We start from the raw sequence: 21,780 nt of genomic DNA, 5'->3' as shown, positions 1-21,780 counted from the left end.
GCGGATGGCGAGAAGACCGGTCTTCTCGCCAGGGTTGCCTCAAGATGGTGGCCGTGATTAACTAGAGTTGTCGATTGAGATTCAAAGGAGCACGTCATGCGCATTACCTGCGACGTTCATACTCATAGTCTGTACTCAAGGCACGCCTATTCAACCATTGAGGAGAACGTTCGCGCAGCTTCTGAGCGTGGCTATGAGCTGCTTGGAATCACCGATCACTTCTCGTCCATGCTGTATGACCAGCAGACCATTAAGAACTTCCAGTTCTTTATGAACACCGCTATTTGGCCAGAAACCTGGTACGGCGTTAGGCTGCTTCACGGCGCCGAGGTTGATATTGTTGATCTTGAGGGCAATCTGTTTGCCTACGATATTACGTTTGACCAGGGCATTAATGGCGATAAACTCCGCCAACCTCATATTCTTGGCGAGCACATCCTAGGTACCTGCGATTATGCTGTTGCAAGTATCCATAGCAAGCAGTGGGCAGCTGGCGCCTCACAGAAGCAGATTACCCAGATGTACGTTAATGCGCTGGATAATCCACATGTTTTGATTCTTGGCCACCTTGGTCGCAGTGGTTTAGATTTTGATGTTCCCGCACTTGTCAGAGAGTGTCGTGATCGCGGTAAGCTCATCGAGATGAACGAGGCCACGCACGACGAAGGCCAGCGTGAGGTTGCTATTGAGCGTTGTCGTGTGATTGCAGAGACCTGCGCTGAACTGGGATGCAAGCTTTCTTTTGGCTCAGACGCTCACATTGCAACCCGCATTGCTGACGCACATTCTGTTATTAAGCTGCTTGAAGAGGTTGACTTCCCCGAGGAGCTTATGGCTTGTCGCGATGCCCAGACGTTTTTGGACACCATCGCTGACGCAAAGATTCCAGCCTCTAAGCAGGGATACTAAGTCAGACACGAGCACCGCAACTAAGGCGTCGCGCTATTCGAACGGCTGCAGCTCACAACAACATCGCACAAAGAAACAAAGCCGCGTTTTCACGCGGCTTTGAACTGCCTCCCATTTCTTAGCCACGAGAAATAGGAGGCAGTTCAAAACACACCTAAGTCGGATAATCTGTTAAAAAGACGTATACATGACGCGGAAATTACCACAAACATGCAGATTATCGTCATTAGATGTGTAAAGTGCCCGCATCTGAGCAGAATATCCGACTTAGGTGTGTTCCGTAGATACTAAATTTATCGATAGTTAAATTTCTTATATTTGTCTATTCATGTTTAAGCATATTAGATGAAGTTTATGCATAGAAATGTATGTCAAGCAGGGAGACCACCTGGCTGTTTGGCTATCTTGATTAAGAACATGTCGATTCTTCAGCAGAACCTACCAAAGCTGCGCTCTTTTGCACGCTAGGCCTAAAAGCCGACGCTAACACGCTGCAGAATCATAATCACCCGCACATGAACTGCCTCCCATTTCTTATATCCAAGAAATGGGAGGCAGTTCACTTTGTCGTTTGTAGTCGATTGATTTTCTCGCCCGTTGGTTTTCTCGCCGTTTGATCGCTGAGCTCCGCTGCAGCGCTTATTTCATTGCAGCAAGAGCCTTTTCCCACGCAGCAAGCGAGTCCACGCAGGTCTGGTACGCAACGCAGTAGCTCACGCGCAGCCAACCTGGGCAGCCGAACGAATCGGATGGAACAGGGAGCAGTTCAAACTGCTTAGCCACATCGCAGAACGCCTGAGCATCTCCACCAGGAGCACGAACCCACAGGTAGAATGCACCATCGGGCTGAATGTACTCGTACCCAAGCTTGGTGAGGCCCTCGGTCAGAACTTCTCGATTCTTTGCATAGGCCTCAACATCCGCTGGCTCATCAACACAGTCGATAATGACGCGCTGGAAAAGCGCTGGCGCACAAACAAAGCCCAACAGTCGAGCGGCACCCGCACAAGCTGCGTAAATCTCCTTCTGCTCCGGATTAGAAGCGGGAACCAGCACCCAACCAATACGCTCGCCAGGAAGTGAGAGGGACTTGGAGTAGGAATAGCACACAATAGTGCGCTCGTAGACATCAGGAACCCAAGGGACCTCAATGTTGCCAAAAACAATCTCGCGATAAGGTTCGTCGGAGATGACGTAAATGTCAGTTCCCAGTTCAGCAGAGCGTTTGCGGAGCATATTGGCAAATGCATCAAGGTTTTCCCTGGTATACACAGCACCAACAGGATTGTTTGGAGAGTTGATAATCACCGCGCGAGTCTTAGGCGTAAGAGCTGCACAAACAGCATCAACATCAATCTGGAAGGTTTTCTCGTCAGCCAAAACCTCAACGCAGGTAGCCTGTGCGTGGTCAATCCACACGCGGTACTCCGGGAAGTATGGTGCAATGACAATAACCTCTTCACCTGGAGAAACAATGGAATTGAGCGCCATAGAAACGGAAGCTGCAGCTCCGCAAGTCAAGATGAGGTCGTCTGCCTGAGCTGCGTGATCTCCAAAGCGACGTCGGAGCGACGCGGCAATTGCCTCTCTGGCCTGGGGAATGCCGATTGCAGGCGTGTAGCTGTGGACCTGCTGAGGAGGTAGTTGCATGGCGGCCTCGATAGAGGTGCGAACAGACTCAGGAGCAGGCACGGAAGGGTTACCAATCGAGAAATCAAACACATTCTGAGCGCCAATCTCAGCACGACGTTGCATCGCATAACCTGCAATCTCGCGGATTGCAGACTTTTCTGATCCGTATGCAAGACTTGTCTGATTGACCATGGTTTCTCAATTCTCTCGAAGCCTACAGTACCTACCTGGTAAAACGTTGGATGGAGGCGGGGATGATGCCGTTGCGCATCTGGCCTCACACAACCTTTGATAGATAGCATATTGGGCGAGAAGATCGATCTTCTCGCCCAACTTTAAAAGTTTTAACAAATTTGTATCTATTGCACGGTCTTGCAGCAAATTCCACAGAGCGTACCGCAGGTGCGGCCGCGTGACTTCAGCCTATTCGTACACGCAAGGCTTCAGAACGCCAACAAATGGCAGGTTGCGGTAGCGCTCTGCATAGTCCAGGCCGTAACCAACAACAAACTTGTCGGGTACGTGAGTGCCTACGTAACGAGGATCAATAGCTGGACGCTTGCCCTCAATGTCCTTGACCAGGAAAGCGGCAATCTCAATGGAAGCGGGGTTACGAGACTGGAGCATGCGGACCAGGTAAGAGAGGGTTAGACCGGAGTCCAGGACGTCCTCAACGATGATGACGTGGCGGCCCTCAATCTTGGTATCAAGATCTTTTACAATGCGCACAACACCAGAGCTTTTAACGCCGTCGCCGTAGCTGGAAACAGCCATAAAATCGATGGAGAGTGGACACTCAATGGCGCGCATGATGTCAGCCATGAATACAACAGCTCCGCGAAGAACAGCAATGACCAGGGGGTTCTTATCCGCGTAGTCACGCGTGATCTCTGCACCCACCTTCTTGACGATGTCCTTGATGTCCTGTTCGTCAAGCAGAATCTCTTCAATATCAGGGTGAAGCTCCGCCATTACTGGCTCCTCTCAAATGGCTTATGACCAGAATAGATGTTCAATTCTAGCAGCTGTTTTGTATCTTGCGTACATTTTACTCGTTCATCGGGACGAATTCCCGCAACCCACACCACATGTCCACGAATATTTGTTCGCACAATAGGCATCATACTCCTGGATTCAACGGGCACGCCCGCCTCGCCCAGCAGGTCAGAGATCTTTTTTGACTGCCCGTGCATGCCCAGAGGCTGCATGGTGTCCCCCGCCTCGGGTCCCGAGACCCACAGGCTACCGCCGTGAACTGGGTCTACCCCACAGGCCTGCGCGTCGAGAAGAACCGACTCGCCCAACCATTCCTGGCTATGCGCGGTTGCATAGGACACGACGTCAAAGCCGTGCTCCACAGGGAGAATGCGCGCCGAAAGCACTCGGCCGTCTGCCAGCTCCAGTGTTCCCGGGACCGCAAGGTGCTCGCCAAACGTTGCTGCAGCAGGCGATGTACCTGCGGTTTCACCGCTGTCCGCGCCCGCAGCCGCAGCACCGACCGCACTTCTCGCGGTGACCGCAGCCGCAGCGCCGACCGCACTTCTCGCAGCGCCCGTGAACGAGAATGCCACGGTGCCCAGACGAACACGCGCCTCAAGGTTTTGCGGCAGGTTAGCCACGCCAACTCCTGCAGCAACCGCTTCAAGCACGGCATCTACGTGCCTGAACTCTAGCCATGCCTCGGGAATCAGCTGTCTAGCCACAATCCTCACCACGCGGCGAGCAATCACTACGTCGGTAGAGCTCAGCTTCAGCGCGTCAAGTACCAGCGAAGATTCGCTCTTACGCAGCGTAATATGCCTCAGCTTGCGAGCAGCCTTCGCCTCAAGATAATCGTCTTCGTCAGTCATCAAATCTGCAATTTTGCACACCGTCTGCACCAGCAACGGGTTTCTCGCCTTCAGCAGAGGGAGCACGTTATGGCGCATATACGCACGTAAATAGTGGGTGTCGGTGTTGGTGGCGTCCTCATGCCAGTCTAAACCGCGAGCCTTCAGCCAGTCTTTGAGCTGGTCATGCGTGCAGTCGAGCAGCGGACGATAAATCAGCCCGCGATGCCTAGGAATCGACGCCAGGCCGCTCATACCAGACCCGCGCATCACGTTCATCATGAACGTCTCCGCGCGGTCGTCCGCCGTATGCGCCGTCAAAATCTTTGCCTTCTGGCGAGAAACCCCCTGTTCAGCGCAAAGTTTTTGAGCGAGTTCTCGCGCAGCGTCATACCGCACCCGACGACCAATTTCTTCCACGTTGCCGTCACGCTCCTGCGCAAGCTTTGCCACGTCCACGCGCAGCACGGTGTAGGGAATATCCAGCGAGTCGCAAGTCTCTTGAACAAAGTGCTGGTCAGCATCCGCGTCCACTCCGCGAAGCAAATGATTTACGTGCAGCACATGCAGGCGCTCTTGTGCAATGCGCACAAGTCCTGCTCCATCTCCGAGGTCAAGTGGCTCCGTTGCCACCATGTGGAGCAGCGCCATTGAGTCGGCTCCGCCCGAGACCATAAGGATTACAGGCGCGGCAGCCTGTCCACGTCGCGAGTTCTCTACCTTGCCCCTTTGCAATCCATCTGCCTGGTCTTTTGCGACGAGAGCGTTCTTTTTATTGAAGTATGCGTGTACGGATGGCACTTAGCACCAATTTCTGTCCGGTGTGTTTGTTACAGTTATACCCGAAAGTTACTCAGTAGAAAGAAATTCATGAATCCCACGTTTCGCCTACATATTCTTGCCAGCGGATCAAAAGGTAATTGCAGTCTGCTAGAAACACCTGATGGTCTCATTATGATTGATTGTGGAATCTCTAGAAAAGAAATTCTGCGTCGGTCTAAAGAGCTGAACGTTGACCTCTCTGAGCTTGTGGCCATCTTTATTACGCACGAGCACACCGATCACGTCGCGGGCCTTTCGGTAGTAAGTAAAACTTTTGATGTTCCTGTGTTTGCTACAACAGGAACTGCCGCCGCGCTCTCAAGAAGAAGCTCCTGTTCAAACGTCACCTTTACCCTCGTTGACCAGGCAGGTTCTGTCCATATTGACGCCGCTCCAGACATTGAGGTAAGCATCTTCCCCACCTCGCACGATGTTTGCGAGCCTATGGGCATGCGCTTTGATTATCTTGCTGGTCCTGATAGGCGCATCGTGGACTCCGTGGGCTACTGCACCGACACGGGTATTCTGACGCCCAAGGCTCTCGAGTGCCTCTCTGACGTGCGCATTCTTGCTATCGAGTCCAATCATGACGAGCACATGCTGCTCACGGGACCCTATCCTTACATGCTCAAGCAGCGCGTCCACGGAGACTCCGGTCACCTATCAAACGAGTACACCGCGCAGGCGTTGCCGCAGCTTGTTGGCCCAAATACACGCTGCGTGGTTGGCATGCATCTTTCTCACGAGAATAACCGTCCAAGCATCGCAGTTAGAACGCTTGCTGAAGCGGTTGGTGCGCAGCCGCTCAACGATGCGTTTACCGAGGCACAGACTCCCAACGGCTCTCTTGCCATCTGCGTGGCAAGCCAAGATTGGCCGATGTCGCTGTAAGCTGCGCGCCTCTCGACGATGTCGCTCTAAGCTGCGCGTGTACGCTGACACACCGCGCGTCCCGGTTTCGAGACAACAAAAAAGCGAGAAAACCTTGGAGTTCCAAGATCTTCTCGCTATGCGAGGTGCCTGTAATCGGGCGTTGAACAGGCACGTCTAGCCGTACGCTCGGCTGCAGCTATACGTGCCTGGCAGGTCAACTACCAGGCACCTTACTGCCTGAGCAGCAGCTTGACTGACCGTCAAAGCCGCCGCTCAGAGCACTAGTGTTAGTCGATTGCAATCTTTGTGACGCTAGCCTGCTGATCCTGCTTTGGAACAGTAATGGTTAGGATGCCACCATCAAGCTTTGCAGTTAGGCCCTCTCGAGCTGCATCCTTCAGATACACACCGCGAGTTGCCTGCCACTCAGAAGACTCTTTGTGCAGGTAGTTCTTGGCCTTCTCCTCCTCAGACTCCTTGCGAGCAGCAGTGATTGAAAGCCTACCTTCGTTGAGCTCGACGTCGATGTTCTCCTTGGAAACGCCGGGAAGCTCGGCCGTTACCACGTAAGACTGGCCTGCATCCTCAACGTTCATAACAAAAGCGTCGGACGAGACGGAAGACAGGGCGGAATAAGGCGCGTCAAAGAAAGAATCAAATGAGCCAAATGGCCACGTGCTCAGGTTCCTTGCAATACGATCATAGGGAACTACATTCTTCATAGTAACCACTCCTTTACTGGTAGATGCCGTTATTGGCACTTCGTTGTTCACTCTCTGTTGTACCCTGCTTGTGCAAATTTATACAACTTTTTATAAAATTTCTAAGTCTGTTTGACTAAGATTACCCTGCGGATATGTACCGCACAAATATGCGTCAGCACTGCTTCACGCACCCACCAAATATCTGAGCAAAACTGTGCAGGAATACACGAGCTGCGGTATCATGTTTTATATCAATGTTTTGCGAGACTACGACAAAAGGATCATCGTGGACACCTCGAACGACCTTGAAAATAACGCTTCACCTGCGGATCAGAACCCTCGCTCTGACACCCAGCAGGACTTTGAATACGCTGAATCTTTTGAGCAGGAAGCTCAACCAGCCGATGGAGCCGAGCTTCACGCAACTGGCGCGCAGCACTTCTCGACATCTGAAGCTTCCGAGTACGAAGGCGAAGGCGTTGCAAAGCAGCCATACGTCCGCCAGCATCGCCATCACAAAACAGTGGAGCCTATCAGCGACTTTACAATGCCAGGCGAGAAGCTCGAACTTCCCGAGAACCAGGCTGCTGGCTTCGAGTCCAGCAAGGGTTCTTATGCGAAGAAAGGTTGGCGCAAGCCAAAGAACGAGATTGCGCACCTTCGCAAGGACGTTCACTACGGCCAGTTCCTGCAGGTACCCAAGGGTCAGCGCGACATCTTTGTCCGAAAAGAGCGCCGCTCAAATGCAGGTTCGCTAATTGCCGCCATCATTGTTTTGGCTATCATCGCCGCGGTGGTCTATTTCCTCTGGACCTGGATGTCCACCAACTGGGGCGTTGCGATTCGCTAAACGCGCTGTTCGCCAACGGTGGCTGCAAAGTCGCGACGTCGCGCGACGCGTCGGCAGCTGAGCCGTCCAGTGCGCGCCTGATTTCTGCAAAGAATCTGTAACTTTTGCCTAAAAATGTAAAAGAATCTGTGGATTTGCCTGATTTCATCAAAGAATCTGTGTCCCAAACACAGATTCTTTGTACTTTTCAGGCGGACTTTGGAGCATGTCCGAGATTGCCCTTCCATGGACGCTCATATGGAGCCTGGTTTTCTCGCCATGTCTGAATGATTTGCCGGAAAAGTGCACCAAGTCTGAGCTATTTGCCGGTTTTTCTCACCATGTCTGAGTAAATTTACTCAGACATGGTGCATTTTTCAGGCTCGCAGTCAGAGGCCAATTGATCCCGCACACAAAAAGCCGCTGATACGTCATGTACCAGCGGCTTTTATTTGTAGCGTTCAGCGTGCGGCGAGAAACCCCGTGCGCTCGCAGCGCCTGGCGAGAAACCCGGTGATCTAGCTCCAGGGATCGCGCTCAAAGAGAGGTTCGCTCACGGGACGACGATCGGAGTACGGATCGTAGCCGTCATCGTCCTCGTTTTCTGCGCGAGCAAACTCCGGGTCAACAACCTGCGCTTTCTTGGAATCTGTGTCCTTGTGCGCGGCGTCCTTGTGCGTCGCGGCTTTCACAGTAGCCGTCGCAGCAGCCGCGACCTGCGGTGTAGCCGTCGCAGCGTCCTCGCGTGCCGCGGCCTGCAGCTCGGGTTTCTCGGCCCTCTTGGACTCGTCACACATGCGCAGCCTCACTTACTTCTTGCGAGCAACCAAGTTGCCATTCTCGTCAGTATCAACCAGAACAGTATCGCCCTCATGCAGCTCACCTGCAATAATCAAGTTTGCTACCTGATCAACAACGCGACGCTGAATGAGTCTCTTCAGAGGACGAGCGCCGTAAACAGGATCCAGGCCGTCAAGAGCCAGCGACTGCTTTGCAGCCTCAGAAAGTTCCAGCGTCATGCGCTCGTTAGCAAGCCTGCTACGAACATCCTTGAGCTGAATGTCCACGATGCGCTCGATGTCCTCAAGACCCAGAGGCTGGAAGATTACCACGTCATCGATACGGTTCAAGAACTCAGGACGGAAGGATCTACGCAGCGCCTCTATGACCTGTTTTCTGGACTCCTCGTTGAAGCCCTCTGCGCCGGCACCAGCAATGAACTGCGAACCAACGTTACTGGTCATGATAATGATGGTGTTCTTGAAGCTCACTACCCTACCTTGACCATCGGTTAGGCGACCGTCGTCCAGAACCTGCAGCAAGATGTTGAAGACGTCAGGATGAGCCTTCTCCATCTCGTCCAGCAAGATGACGGAGTATGGATGCCTACGAACTGCCTCGGTGAGCTGGCCACCCTCGTCATAACCCACGTATCCTGGAGGTGCGCCAATGAGACGCTGGACCGAGAACTTCTCCATGTACTCAGACATATCAATGCGGATCATCGAACGCTCGTCGTCAAATAGCAGCTCTGCCAGCGCCTTTGCTAGCTCGGTCTTACCCACGCCGGTTGGGCCCAGGAAGAGGAAGTTACCCAGAGGCTTGTTTGGATCAGCAAGTCCTGCGCGAGAACGACGAACTGCTGCAGCAACCGCGGAAACAGCGTCGTCCTGTCCAATAACGCGCAGGTGAAGCTGGTCCTCAAGGTTCTTGAGCTTGTCCATCTCGCCCTGCATCATCTTGGACACAGGCACGCCAGTCCACGAAGAAACTACCTCGGCAATCTCATCCGTGGTGACCTCTTCCTTGAGGATTCCGCCGTCTTCCTGCTTGGCGAGAAGCGCTTTTTCTGCCTCATCGTATTTACGCTCAAGCTCTGGAATGGTGCTGTAACGAAGCTCGGATGCCTGCGCCAAATCACCCTCACGGGTCACGCGCTCCATCTGCGTCTTTGCGTCCTCAATCTGGGACTTCAAGTCCTGTACCAGGTCAATTGCGCCACGCTCGTTCTGCCAGTTGGCCTTCATGCCATCAAGCTTTTCCTGCGTCGTTGCAATCTCTGCACGGAGGTTTTCCAGGCGCTCCTTTGAAGCAGCGTCCTCCTCCTTCATCAGAGCCTGCTCCTCAATCTGCATCTGAGTGAGCTGACGATCAACCGCGTCAATCTCTGCTGGCATAGAATCCAGCTCCATACGAAGCCTTGATGCCGCCTCATCTACCAGGTCAATTGCCTTATCTGGCAAGAATCGGTCAGAGATGTAGCGGTTAGAGAGGTCTGCTGCTGCAACCAGGGCGGAGTCCGTAATACGGACTCGATGGTGCTGCTCGTACTTCTCCTTAAGGCCACGCAGAATAGAGATGGTGTCCTCAACAGTAGGCTCGGAGACAAGTACGGTCTGGAAACGACGTGCAAGAGCAGCGTCTTTCTCGATGTACTTGCGGTATTCATCCAGCGTAGTGGCACCAATTGCGCGAAGCTCGCCACGGGCAAGAGCTGGCTTCAAGATGTTTCCAGCGTCCATGGAACCCTCGGAAGCGCCGGCGCCCACGATGGTGTGAAGCTCGTCGATGAAGAGGATAATCTGGCCATTAGACTTGGCCACCTCTTTTACCACGCTCTTCAGGCGGTCCTCAAACTCACCGCGGTACTTTGCGCCTGCTACCAGGGCAGACATATCAAGCTCAACAAGCTCTTTGTCGCGCAGGGTACTTGGAACGTCGCCAGAAACAATGCGCTCTGCCAGGCCTTCCACAATTGCGGTCTTACCAACACCAGGTTCGCCGATAAGAACAGGATTGTTCTTGGTGCGGCGGCTCAGAACCTGAATGGTACGGCGAATCTCTTCGACGCGACCAATAACTGGATCAAGCTTTCCCTGGCGAGCAAGGTCGGTCACGTTGCGACCGTATTGCTCCAAGGCCTCAAACTGCGGCTTTGCATCCTGAGAGATTACGCGTTCATCGCCACGAAGCTCGTTGTAGACCTCTTCCACGCGCTTAGCAGTAACGCCGGCGTCGCGAAGAATCCTACCTGCGTCAGTGTTGTCGTTTGCCAGCGCAGTGAGCAGATGCTCGGAGGTAACGTAGGAATCTCCCAACTTAGTGGCAAGCTTCTCTGCCTCGTTGATAACCTTGAGAAGGTCATTGCCAATGCCAATCTGTGCTCCGCTTACCTTTGGAGCCTTAGAGATTGCCTGGTCTACCTGCGTGGCAATTGCATCAGGATCTGCGCCAATCTTCTCCAAGATAGAACGCAGGTTGCGCTCATTGCTGTCCAGCAGCGCCTTGAGCAGGTGTGTTGGTGCAACCTCGGAAGCCTCTACATCACCAGCAATACCAAGAGCTGCCTGCAGTGCTTCCTGGGCGGTTACGGCCCATTTATCTAGTCTCATAAAATCACCCTCCTACCCCAAACAAAATCGTGCCGGGGACTGAATCTTCATCGGATTCTATATACCCCCAAGCACGACTTTTAATACATATCTAAGTGTGTTTGTAGTAGATTTTCTTATCGCGTTGTACTGAGCTTTTTCGCAGCCCTGCTCCACGCCTTATTGCTTCTAAAATTCCGCCTCTTCATAAACCAGATTTTGCTCAGCTTCCATTGTCGAGAAAAACTCACCAGGTGTAAGTACTGGTATATCTGAGCGAGTAAAATCTGCCACATTTCTTGTGACGATATAGTCTGCCTTTATCTTTTTAGCTGCTCGCCAAATAAGACAGTCTTCAAAGTCTTCCCACTGCTCCGACAGTGCATTCGAAATATCCGCACCATCAATAGAACACACGTTAAGCAGTGGAAATACCTCTTTAAGTATTTCTTGCATGCGAGCAGAGCCATGAGCCTTAGCACCAACATAGTAGAGATCCGTGTATGACTGAGCTGCTATCCACAGCTCAGCGTCTCTGAACTGCTTCATTATGAAAAGCTTTTTTGCATCAGCAACAAACTGCTCTCTGCATAAAAAGACATCCAGCAAAACATTAGTGTCAATCAAGAGCTTCATAGTCATTTGACCTCCACTCGCTGATTGCCTCTTTGTAGGTGCTGTCGCCCAAATCATTCCAAAACGACGCCGGTGCGGGAACTGAAATCTTTTCAAAGAGTGCCGAAAGCTGCTCTTTGTCCTTCTCACTCAATTGGCGAGAAGATCCTCTAGCAGACAGTTCTGACGCAGCACCCTCATGGGCATCGGGAAGCTTGCCTGTTACCAGCACATATTCAAATGCAGCATTAATCAGTTTGGTGGTGTTTGATCCGAGCGATTCAAGAACTTCAGAAACCTGATTTTTTACTTCAACAGGAACACGGGCGGTTACAATACTGTCCATAGCCCCTCCTTTACCTAGTTATATCATTGTATTCATGTATTACAACTAGGTCAAGAAGCAAAAGCTAAACGGTTTCTGACTGGATGTTTCCGTCTTTTAGAACAAGAGAGTGGAAGCGCTCTCTTATTTCTGGAGTTACTTGATGAGATGTCATAACAACGGTTCTCTCATCATCTTTTAAAATCAAATCAATGAGACTCTGAACCGAATCGGAATCCAAATGGGCAAAACTCTCGTCATAAATCACAATTTGTGGCTTAAACAAAAAGATTCGTGCAAGAGCCAATCGCTGTCGTTCTCCACCAGAAAGACTACTTCCTGCCTGGTCAATCATATGATTGATTCCATCTGGATATCTGGTAAGAATCTCAGAAAAACCTGACTTTGTTATAGCATCAATAATTTCTTCATCGGTAAACTCATGGCAAAACAACGTAACGTTATCCCTGATGGTCGCATTAAAAATGAACGTTTGCTGAGAACAAGGGATTATGAACCGAGCGTATTGCTCGCTTTTGAATTGCTTGATCGACACACCATCCAAGCAAATATCTCCGCTATCTGGGCTCAGGGCATCCGTTAACAGTTTGATTAGTGTTGTTTTTCCACTTCCCGAGCTTCCCTCAAGAAGATACTTTCTGCCACGTTCCAAAGTAAAACTAATATCCGACAAAACTAATTTGTCCTCGTCATAACCATACGAAACATGATTGATCGATAGATTCGTAAAGTGCTCAGGGGTATCTTCTGTTCCACTTTCTGTAGCTGGAGCTTCATCAAGAAGTGTTTGTATTTTAGTAATAATCTCTTTTGCACTTCTCATATCAGTAATTGAATCACTTATGTTTTGAATAGGGTTTGCTATGTAAACAACAAGCTGAGATGCCGCGACCATCATTCCTACTGTCATCAATCCATTAAGAGTAAGAATGGCGCCAATAAAATAAATTCCGATGTAAATAATTTGTCCTACAGTAAATGAAAGTAAACGTGCCAAAGAACTAAAGTAACGAGCTCCAAATTTCTGCTTCTCCCAAGCCTGATTCGCGCTGCTCATGGCAACCCGCGAAGCCTCTGTTAGATGAAAGCTTCTAAGCAGATCAAACCCTTCAAGATGCTCATTTGCTGTAGCAATAAAATGTTCAGCTGATTCAGATTGTTCTTTTCGCTTGTTAGAAATAATTCCAGACATTGTGTTAGGAACAAACATCTGGACAGCAATCATGCACAAAATGAACAGTACGAGCCATGGTGAAATAAACAGCAAGATTATTAGGCTTACTACACCAGAAAAAACATCTATCAAAAGATCAATAAAGACGCGAAAGTATGTTTCCTCAAGTAAATCAAGGTCGTTAGTAAGGATTGAGAGCCAATGACTGGTATTGAACGAGTGGAACTCAGGAATTGAACGACTGAAAATCTTTTGTATCAGCTCATCACGTAAATGCGTTTGACAGCCCTGTATTACTGACCAGCGCAAACGCCTGCAAATCAAGTCGACGATAAAATAGCAGAGTATGTAAAGGCCAAACCAGAGGCCATCATTCAATGCATCCGACAGATTGCCGTCCATGGCAAGGTTAACGGATTGGAGCATTACAAATGAAAGGGCAATTTCAAACAAGCTGCTCAAAAGAGAGAAGACTATAAAGAAAAATAGTTTGCTTTTTTGCTGAGCGTAAAGGTATTTAAGCATGCCATCTCCCTTAAAAGAGATTTCGTTTAAAAAAGGTTATGACTGTATTCGGTATTCGGTATTCGGTATTCGGTATTCGGTATTCGGTATTCGGTATTCGGTAAATGGTAGCCGAATCCAAAAAAACCAGCTCCCCGCATTTACTCGCGGAGAGCTGATCATCTTACTAGTAGCATTTGCCTCGTCGTCTTACGATTCTTTTGGCTGCGCCGAGTTGTCCTCGGCGGCGTTGGCGTCAGAAGAAGCGGAACTTGGCATGCCCAGTAAGCGCTGCATCACCATCTCTGGGCTGGTCTCGCTGTAGCGAACAAGCGAGGTAATGCGCTCACGCATGTGATACTCGTGGAGCTCATCCTCAAGCACGCGGATGCGTTCACGCAGCTCATCAATAAGATCGTCCTTCTCGAGAGCTCGTTCACGCATGTCCAAAATGCGCACGACACCGGCAAGATTGATGCCCTCGTCCGTCAACTTTGAAACAAGATTGAGGCGGTCAATATCCGCGCGAGAGTACAGGCGCGTGTTGCCCCTGGAACGGCCGGGATTAATCAGGCCCTTCTGCTCGTACACGCGCAGCGTCTGCGGATGCATGCCCGTGAGCTCGGCCGCAACGCTAATCATGTAGAGCGGCTTGTTACGACCGTCGTCCTTCTTTCGAGCCATTACCGCTCCTCTCGGTAGCTGCGCTCGTCGGCATCAAGCAGCGCCTGAAGAGCGTCTCGCTCCTTCTTGGAAAGTTTTGTTGGAACCTTAACGTCCACCGAAACATATAGCGCGCCGCGAGTAGCAGAATCCTTTACGCGAGGAGCGCCCAGATTCTTGAACCTGAACGTCTTTCCACTCTGTGTACCTGCAGGAACCTTGAGTCGCACGGTAGTTCCGTCAGGCGTTGGCACGTCAACCGAGGTGCCCAAAGCCGCCTCGTAGATACTCACTGGCAGCTTCATGCGCACGTCAGCGCCATCTCGCGAGAAGACCGGGTGGGCCGCAACGTTGATGGTAACCACAAGGTTGCCTCGTGGACCACCATTTACGCCGTACTCGCCACGCTTCTTGTAACGCAGCTTCATGCCATCGTAGGCACCAGCTGGCACCTTAATGGTGAGCGATTGCTCCTCACCAGTTGAAGGCATGCGATATGTTGCCTTGCGAGAAGTTCCCTTAAACGCCTCATCAAACGATACGTTTACGGACATAGTAAGGTCGCTACCTGCAACTGGACGGTTTGCTCGCCCGCCAAAGATGTCGGCAAAGTCAAAGCCGCCGGCTCCCGCACCAGCACCGCCACCAAAGCCGTTAAAGAAATCGGCAAAGTTGGCGCCGTTTACGTTGGTGGTATAGGTGAACCCACCCTGGCGACCACCAAATCCACCTCCAGGAATACCGCCAAATGCGAGCATCTGGTCATACTCCTGGCGCTTCTTATCATCAGAGAGCGTGTTGTACGCTTCCGAAATCTCTTTGAACTTGGCCTCATCGCCACCTCTGTCGGGGTGGTATTTAGCTGCAAGTTTTCTAAACGCTTTTTGAATATCAGACTTCGAGGCGTCGCGCTTCACGCCAAGAACGTCATAAAAAGTCTTACTACCTGCCATTCAGCACGGCCTCCTCTCTAAAACTACTCTGTCTTACTCAGCTACACCGTTCTCAGTTGTGCCATTTGCAGCTTCTGCACTGTCTGCACCGTCTGTGGCTTCTTGCTCTACTGGACGCTTTGGGCCGCCGTGGGTAACAACAACCATCGCAGTACGAATGTCCTTGCCGCCCATACGATAGCCCTTTTGGTACACCTGAGCGACGGTTTCATCATATGCCTCGGTGTCCTCAATCTGGCTCACTGCCTGGTGAGATAGAGGATCAAAAGCCTCGCCCACAGGGTTAACTACCTCAACACCCTCTTTGTTCAAGACGCCCACAAGCTTATTGCATACTGCGGAGACGCCCTCAACAAACTGCTGAGCTGCAGGGTCTGTCAGATTGTCCGCGTGCTCAATTGCGCGCTCAAGGTCATCAATGACAGGAAGCAGGTCAACTACCAGCTTCTCTGTTGCGCGCTGGCGCTCATCAAGACGCTCCTGAGCGGTACGACGACGGTAGTTGTCCCAGTCAGCCTGCAGACGCAGGAAGCGATCATTTGCCTCAGCTGCCTGCTGCTTTGCTGCCTCAATCTGGTCAGAAACCGAGTCCAGCTCGTTCTGCAGGCGGTCGCGCTCCTGAGCTGCACGCTGAGCGTCAGCAGCAATCTCTGCCTCAGCCGTCTCTTCTCCACGACGAATTGCCTCAGCAACCATCTCTTCTTCGGTCATCGGACGGCCTGCGCCCGCCGCGCCAGCTGCGCCGTTGGCAGCGGTCGCGTTGCCATCAAGCGTCTGACTTGCGGAACCATCTCCCACAACGCCGACGGCGCCTACGGTTTCATCACCGTTATTCTCGTTATCAAAGGTAGTGTCAACCTTGTTCTGGTCTGCTGTTGTCACTGCCATCACCTCCCTATGTGTAGAAGGCGGCCAAACGTTTCCGCCAGCCGCCTCCGAGTCATATCACATTGTCTACCAGCTGCTGCACCAAGTTACCCAAGCGCATATGCCGAGAAACTCAGATTAGTTCTGGTTCTTATCGTCGTCGACAACCTCGTAGTCTGCATCAACAACGTCTGGCTCAGAAGGGTTACTTGCTGCGCCATTGTTGCCTGCGGTCTGAGCCTGAGCGTCTGCGTAAACAATTTCTGCGAGCTTCTGACCAACCTCGGTGAGCTTCTCGCCAGCCTTCTTGATTGCCTCAATGTCGGAGCCATCAAGTGCGGTCTTTGCCTCAGCAACAGCCTCTTCAACGGCCTTCTTCTGATCCTCTGGGACCTTATCGCCAAGGTCTTTGACGGTCTGCTCGGTGCTGTATGCCAGGGAGTCTACCTGGTTGCGGACCTCAATCTCGTCCTTACGCTTCTTGTCTTCCTCAGCGTGGGACTCTGCGTCCTTGACCATGCGGTCAACTTCATCGTCGGACAGAGCGGTGGATCCAGAAATGGTAATCTCCTGGGACTTGTCGGTTGCCTTGTCTTTAGCGGTGACCTTCAGGATGCCGTTTGCGTCGATGTCAAAGGTAACCTCAATCTGAGGGATACCACGCTGAGCAGCAGGAATACCGGTAAGGTTGAACTTACCAAGGCTCTTGTTGTCAGAAGCCATCTCGCGCTCGCCCTGGAGGACGTGAATCTCAACGGAAGTTTGGTTGTCAGCTGCGGTGGAGTAAACCTTTGTGCTGGAAGTTGGGATGGTGGTGTTGCGGTCGATGACCTTGTCAACAACGCCGCCAAGGGTCTCAACGCCCAGGGACAGTGGGGTTACGTCCAGCAGCAGGATGCCGGAGACGTCGCCGGTAAGAACGCCGCCCTGAACAGCTGCGCCGTCTGCAACAACCTCGTCTGGATTGACGGACATGTTAGGTTGCTTGCCGGTCATGCTCTTGACCAGGTCCTGAACAGCTGGCATACGAGTGGAGCCGCCGACCAGAATAACCTCGCTGACATCGGAGAGCTGAAGGCCTGCGTCCTGGAGTGCCTTGGTTACAGGAGCCTTGCAGCGGTCGAGAAGATCGCGGGTGATGCGCTCAAACTCTGCACGAGTCAGAGTGTAGTCAAGGTGCTTAGGACCAGATGCGTCTGCAGTGATGAATGGCAGGTTAATCTGTGCCTGCTGAGCGCTGGAGAGCTCCTTCTTGGCATTCTCTGCAGCCTCCTTGAGGCGCTGAAGTGCCATTGGATCCTTGCGAAGGTCAATGCTGTTATCGGAGTTGAACTTGTCTGCAAGCCAGTCGATAACGCGCTGATCCCAGTCGTCGCCGCCCAGGTGGTTGTCGCCGTTGGTTGCAAGAACCTCAACAACGCCGTCTGCAAGATCAAGCAGGGAAACGTCGAAGGTACCGCCACCGAGGTCGAAGACAAGAACCTTGTGGTCCTGGTCCTTCTTGTCCAGACCGTAAGCAAGGGCTGCTGCGGTTGGCTCGTTGACAATACGCTGAACGTTGAGGCCAGCAATCTTGCCTGCATCCTTAGTTGCCTGACGCTGTGCGTCGTTGAAGTATGCTGGGACAGTAATGACAGCGTCGGTTACAGGCTCACCAAGGTACTTCTCGGCGTCTGCCTTCATCTTTGCGAGGGTCATAGCGCTAATCTGCTCTGGAGTGTAGTCCACGCCGTCAATCTCAACGACTGCGCGACCGTCGGTGCCAGCCTTAACCTTGTAAGGGACTGTCTTAATCTCAGACTGGACCTCGTCAAACTTGCGGCCCATGAAACGCTTGATGGAGAAAACAGTGTTTACAGGGTTGGTGACAGCCTGGTTCTTTGCTGCCTTACCAACAATGCGGTCACCGTCAGCACGGAAGCCGACGACGGAAGGAGTTGTGCGGTCTCCCTCTGCGTTAACGATAATAGTTGGCTCTCCACCCTCGAGGACAGCCATAGCTGAGTTTGTGGTACCCAGGTCAATTCCAAGAATCTTACCCATTGTGAATCATCCTTTCCTATGTACGTGTTCCGTTTGGCGAGAAACCCCACAGGTAGATGACCTGAAAAGGGGCACAAGCTAACCGTAAACACATACCGTGTTTCTGCTTTACGGTTTTGCTTATACCCCTATGTCTGACTTATATACATAATCTAAGTCAGTTTGTAGTAGATTTTTTCACCGACGTTTTGTAGCCGCTGGTTTAAAATACATAAAACCTAGAAAGGAGCTAGCATGATTTATAAATCGCTAATCCATTTGCTTTCTAGCAACATTTTATTACTTGGCCCACTTTCATTAGTATTTTTGTTTATATCTTCTACTAGATGGTTTTTGAAATTCGAGCAAAATAATGTCTCCCTTAAGAAAAAAAAATTTTTTGCCTTCTGAAGTAAAAAATCATCAACAGGAAATATCTGTTTGCTACATCCCAGTATTTCTCTCAGCTATCTTCGTTCTGTTGTTTGGAACTTATTTTGATTTTATTATGCTTTTTCTGGGAAGTTCTAATTTTTTTGCCTTAATACTTTTGTCTGATAAAAAAATAAAAGCCCAGTTAACAAATAAAGAAATGCTACTTGATATGATGAAGTGGGAATTATTTGTCTTCCTAATACTCTTTATTCTTATTGAATTCTTTTACGGAGCGAAAGAATTTTCTCTCTATATATTTCAATTATCAAGAAACTTTCCGCCGATGATCAATGAGCTAAATTCGATAATATACGTAGTGTTTGATTTAACTGAAAACCTGTTTCTAATTTTTTTGTTCTCAGCTTTAATTACAGCCTCTTTTATAGTGGCTAATTGTGCTCTTTTATACATAATTTTTCCTCTATTAAAAAATCACCTGAAGAGAACTAAGCTTACTAATGCTTCTATTATCGTAATAGATTATCCCTTCCATAAGCCTCACGCCATGCTGCGGAAAACTCGTCAACAGCAATCTTTGTTCCGGGGTGATCCATCATTGTGTAAACAATATCAGGTGGAAGAGTGACTGCATCAATACCTGCAGAAATGAGCACATGAACCTGCTCGGTATTCTTAAACGATGCGGCAAGAATCTTAGAATTCAGTCCGTGAGTTTCAAGCATCTGCATAAGATCAAAAACCTGACCGATTCCGTCACCGTAATTACACATGCGGTTAACATAAGGAGCCAGGTAATCTGCGCCATTCATAGCTGCCAAGAATGCCTCGTCAGCCGAATAAATTGCAGTTGCCAGGACACCCAGTCCCTCGGATTTGAGCTGCTTAATCGCCTTGTATCCATTACGGGTAACAGGAATCTTCACATAGGTATTCTCGGGGCGAAGACCACAGATATATCGAGCCTCTTCCAGCATTTGTTCATAGTCAGTCGAGACAACCTGAACAAAGAATTTCTGGTCAGGAAGTAGATATTCCACAAACTCCTTGATGACCTGTCCAGGCTGCTTACCGCTTCTAGTAATAATTGAAGGATTAGTGGTAACTCCATCGATGGTCAAAAGCTCATCAAGTTGCTTAACAGCCTCAAGATCAGCTGTATCTAGAATAAACTCCATGCTTGGCTCCCCTTTATCACTAGAGCATCTATGTGCTGAGCACTATTCTAGCCGTTGTACTTCTCGCCATAAGCTGATATTTAGTCTTATCTCCAAACGGCGGCGTATGTGAAGTGCTAATCGGAATCTACAGCGTCTACCAGTGGAATTCTGATTGTAAACACAGAACCCTGAGGGTTGTTTTCAGAGACTGTGATGGAAGCTCCATGTCGCTTTAAGATGGTTTTAACCAGCGAGAGGCCAATGCCTGCGCCGCCAAACTCTCTGGATCGTGACTTATTCACCCTGTAGAACGGCTCAAAAATAAGCTCTCTTTGCTCTGGAGCTATGCCCACTCCTGTATCGGCAATTATAACCACGCCTTCTTGACCCTTCGTTTCTAGGGTAATGTTGACTGAACCTTCTTCATTGTTATAACGAATGGCATTTTCAACCAGGTTGTAAAGAGCTCGATATAGCAGATTGGTATTTCCTTTAACGATAAAGGCCTGTGCCTCAGATTGTGTATCAGAATGTGCATCAATCTGCGTATTAACCTGCACGTTTACCATATTATTTTGAGCAACCGATTCAAGATCATCCACGACCGTTTTAATTACTGAATCAAGAGAAACATCCTCAACCTCTCCTAGCTCAGATGTCTCCGCAAATTCCAAAAGATCAGTGATGATGGAAGATAGGCGGTCAATGTATGTCTCCATCGTAGTTACAAGCTCGTCATATTCATGCTGTTCGCGTTTCTTTTTCTTAAAAACATCCAGCTTGGTCCTTAGTACAGTAATTGGCGTTCTGAGCTCGTGAGCTGCGCTTGCCGAGAAACGCCTCTGCATTGCAAACGCTTCATCTAGTTGCTCAGTCATCTGATTAAATGACTTAACCAGCTCTTGAATCTCTTCTCCACCGCCCTCAATTTCAATGGAATCAGACAATGTATTTGGGCTCATTTCTTTCATGTGAGCAGAGAGTTGTTGAACTGGCTTGGTATAGTGGCCTATTAAAAAATAAGCTACACAGCTTCCTGCAACAATCACAAAGAGCAAGATGCCTAACGCGTCAAACAAAATAGAGCGTTCGATAGCATCTACATCCAAAACGATAGAAAGAGCTCCCTGATTGATGGCGTTAGCTGCAGCTAGTTCCAGCAGCTCAGAAGTCGAGCGATACACAAGCCAGGTTAAAACAACGCAACAGCACACCAATAAGCCCACCATAAGAAGAGTGAGTTGGGCACGTATCGAGCGCATTGGCTTTGGGATTATTTCACTTATCTTAGTCATCGCTGTCCCTCTTAAAGCAATAACCCTCTCCTACTTTGTTGGAAATCGGGTCATATCCAAGAGCTTCTCGCAACTTTTTTCGTACCGAAAAAATGTGAACACGAACAGAATTGCTGAATAAGTCCACGTTGCTATCCCACGCATGAGTCATTAGCTCTTCACTGCTCACAACTGCTCCAGCATGTCGCATCAGATACTCTAGGATTGCAAGTTCTTTCTTGGTGAAATTAACCTGAGCGTCTCCAACAAAAACTTGTCGAGCCGTAGTGTCAAACCGAAGTTTTCCAGCTATCAAACACACCTCTCCGTGAGTGTACTCACGGCGCAGGAGCGTCCTAATACGGGCCTCGAGCTCACCAAACGCAAAGGGTTTTATAAGGTAGTCATCAGCACCCGCGTCTAATCCAACAATGCGATCAGACACCGATGAACGCGCAGAAAGAATCAGCACCTTAGTCTCTGAGTGCTCCGCTCGTAGCGTACGCAGCAAATCAAGTCCATCGATACCAGGAAGGTTAAGGTCAAGTAGAATCAGGTCATATTGTTCAAGCTGAGCCATTTCAAGAGCCTGAGTGCCGTTGTCGACAAGATCAACGTAATAACCGTCCAGCTCAAGCCCCTCTCCAATAGAGGCAAGAAGCTCTTTTTCATCTTCCACTACAAGGATTTTCAATTCTTCCCTTTCAAATGCAGCTTGATGCTAGTTGCAAGCGTTAGAGTACGCCTGGACCAAGCTCAAGTGACTCAGCCCAGGCGTACTTCATACAACACTTCAAATGCTAACCGATTGAACCCTACGGCGAGAAGTTCTTCTCGCCG

The 21,780-nt window shown here is 50.2% G+C and carries 19 protein-coding genes; 3 read left to right on the top strand and 16 right to left on the bottom strand.

Going from position 1 to position 21,780, the window contains the following annotated elements:
* Positions 1-96: 96 nt before the first annotated feature.
* Positions 97-909 (top strand): phosphatase, encoded by an 813-nt coding sequence (locus HMPREF1492_RS06925; protein WP_035437398.1) that lies wholly within the window; start codon positions 97-99, stop codon positions 907-909.
* A gap of 639 nt (positions 910-1,548) precedes the next feature.
* Here the strand turns inward: HMPREF1492_RS06925 and HMPREF1492_RS06920 are convergent.
* From HMPREF1492_RS06920 to tilS, 3 genes are all read right to left on the bottom strand, one after another.
* Positions 1,549-2,733 carry a pyridoxal phosphate-dependent aminotransferase gene (locus tag HMPREF1492_RS06920; RefSeq protein ID WP_035437396.1) on the bottom strand — a complete coding sequence of 395 codons (1,185 nt, stop codon included), beginning with the start codon at positions 2,731-2,733 and terminating at the stop codon, positions 1,549-1,551.
* 231 nt (positions 2,734-2,964) lie between these two features.
* Complete coding sequence (gene hpt / locus HMPREF1492_RS06915; protein WP_035428577.1) at positions 2,965-3,513, bottom strand: hypoxanthine phosphoribosyltransferase; 549 nt, start codon at positions 3,511-3,513, stop codon at positions 2,965-2,967.
* Positions 3,513-5,171, bottom strand: a complete 1,659-nt coding sequence (tilS, locus tag HMPREF1492_RS06910; protein ID WP_232215633.1) for a tRNA lysidine(34) synthetase TilS — start codon at positions 5,169-5,171, stop codon at positions 3,513-3,515. The genes hpt and tilS overlap by 1 nt, the downstream gene beginning before the upstream one ends.
* A gap of 69 nt (positions 5,172-5,240) precedes the next feature.
* On the opposite strand from tilS, the gene HMPREF1492_RS06905 reads away from it, so the two are divergent.
* On the top strand, positions 5,241-6,083 hold the full coding sequence (locus tag HMPREF1492_RS06905) for an MBL fold metallo-hydrolase (protein ID WP_035437394.1): 843 nt from the start codon (positions 5,241-5,243) through the stop codon (positions 6,081-6,083).
* 269 nt (positions 6,084-6,352) lie between these two features.
* On the opposite strand, the gene HMPREF1492_RS06900 is transcribed toward HMPREF1492_RS06905, so the two are convergent.
* Positions 6,353-6,787 (bottom strand): Hsp20/alpha crystallin family protein, encoded by a 435-nt coding sequence (locus HMPREF1492_RS06900; protein ID WP_035437391.1) that lies wholly within the window; start codon positions 6,785-6,787, stop codon positions 6,353-6,355.
* Between the two features lie 268 nt (positions 6,788-7,055).
* Between HMPREF1492_RS06900 and HMPREF1492_RS07340 the strand changes: the two genes are divergently transcribed.
* The gene (locus HMPREF1492_RS07340; protein ID WP_051479447.1) at positions 7,056-7,619 is read left to right on the top strand and encodes a hypothetical protein; all 564 of its coding nucleotides are present in this window, start codon (positions 7,056-7,058) and stop codon (positions 7,617-7,619) included.
* A 497-nt stretch (positions 7,620-8,116) separates the two neighbouring features.
* Here the strand turns inward: HMPREF1492_RS07340 and HMPREF1492_RS06890 are convergent, their stop codons facing one another.
* From HMPREF1492_RS06890 to HMPREF1492_RS06835, 12 genes are all read right to left on the bottom strand, one after another.
* Positions 8,117-8,395 (bottom strand): hypothetical protein, encoded by a 279-nt coding sequence (locus HMPREF1492_RS06890; RefSeq protein WP_084055008.1) that lies wholly within the window; start codon positions 8,393-8,395, stop codon positions 8,117-8,119.
* Between the two features lie 12 nt (positions 8,396-8,407).
* A complete protein-coding gene (clpB, locus tag HMPREF1492_RS06885; RefSeq protein ID WP_035437386.1) occupies positions 8,408-10,990 on the bottom strand; it encodes an ATP-dependent chaperone ClpB in 2,583 nt (860 codons plus the stop codon).
* Positions 10,991-11,158: 168 nt separating this feature from the next.
* Positions 11,159-11,611 (bottom strand): PIN domain-containing protein, encoded by a 453-nt coding sequence (locus HMPREF1492_RS06880; RefSeq protein WP_232215632.1) that lies wholly within the window; start codon positions 11,609-11,611, stop codon positions 11,159-11,161.
* Entirely contained in the window at positions 11,589-11,930 is a 342-nt protein-coding gene (locus HMPREF1492_RS06875; RefSeq protein ID WP_035437385.1) for a hypothetical protein, read from the bottom strand. Before HMPREF1492_RS06875 ends, HMPREF1492_RS06880 begins: the two co-directional genes overlap by 23 nt.
* 64 nt (positions 11,931-11,994) lie before the next feature.
* Positions 11,995-13,629: an ABC transporter ATP-binding protein gene (locus HMPREF1492_RS06870; protein WP_035437383.1), complete on the bottom strand. Its 1,635-nt coding sequence runs from the start codon at positions 13,627-13,629 to the stop codon at positions 11,995-11,997.
* 189 nt (positions 13,630-13,818) lie between these two features.
* Positions 13,819-14,292 carry a heat shock protein transcriptional repressor HspR gene (locus HMPREF1492_RS06865; protein WP_035437380.1) on the bottom strand — a complete coding sequence of 158 codons (474 nt, stop codon included), beginning with the start codon at positions 14,290-14,292 and terminating at the stop codon, positions 13,819-13,821.
* Positions 14,292-15,224 carry a DnaJ C-terminal domain-containing protein gene (locus HMPREF1492_RS06860; protein WP_035437376.1) on the bottom strand — a complete coding sequence of 311 codons (933 nt, stop codon included), beginning with the start codon at positions 15,222-15,224 and terminating at the stop codon, positions 14,292-14,294. The genes HMPREF1492_RS06865 and HMPREF1492_RS06860 overlap by 1 nt, the downstream gene beginning before the upstream one ends.
* 33 nt (positions 15,225-15,257) lie before the next feature.
* A complete protein-coding gene (gene grpE, locus HMPREF1492_RS06855) occupies positions 15,258-16,112 on the bottom strand; it encodes a nucleotide exchange factor GrpE (protein ID WP_051479446.1) in 855 nt (284 codons plus the stop codon).
* Between the two features lie 117 nt (positions 16,113-16,229).
* Complete coding sequence (gene dnaK, locus HMPREF1492_RS06850; RefSeq protein ID WP_035437373.1) at positions 16,230-18,134, bottom strand: molecular chaperone DnaK; 1,905 nt, start codon at positions 18,132-18,134, stop codon at positions 16,230-16,232.
* A gap of 881 nt (positions 18,135-19,015) precedes the next feature.
* Positions 19,016-19,684 (bottom strand): transaldolase family protein, encoded by a 669-nt coding sequence (locus HMPREF1492_RS06845; protein WP_035437371.1) that lies wholly within the window; start codon positions 19,682-19,684, stop codon positions 19,016-19,018.
* A gap of 116 nt (positions 19,685-19,800) precedes the next feature.
* A complete protein-coding gene (locus tag HMPREF1492_RS06840; RefSeq protein WP_035437368.1) occupies positions 19,801-20,961 on the bottom strand; it encodes a sensor histidine kinase in 1,161 nt (386 codons plus the stop codon).
* Positions 20,954-21,634 carry a response regulator transcription factor gene (locus HMPREF1492_RS06835; protein WP_035437366.1) on the bottom strand — a complete coding sequence of 227 codons (681 nt, stop codon included), beginning with the start codon at positions 21,632-21,634 and terminating at the stop codon, positions 20,954-20,956. The genes HMPREF1492_RS06840 and HMPREF1492_RS06835 overlap by 8 nt, the downstream gene beginning before the upstream one ends.
* Positions 21,635-21,780 lie beyond the last annotated feature (146 nt).

Source organism: Atopobium sp. BS2 (assembly GCF_000565075.1).
GTDB lineage: Bacteria > Actinomycetota > Coriobacteriia > Coriobacteriales > Atopobiaceae > Lancefieldella.
Note: the sequence above shows the minus strand (reverse complement) of the source record. Positions and strands in the feature narration are given on the sequence as shown.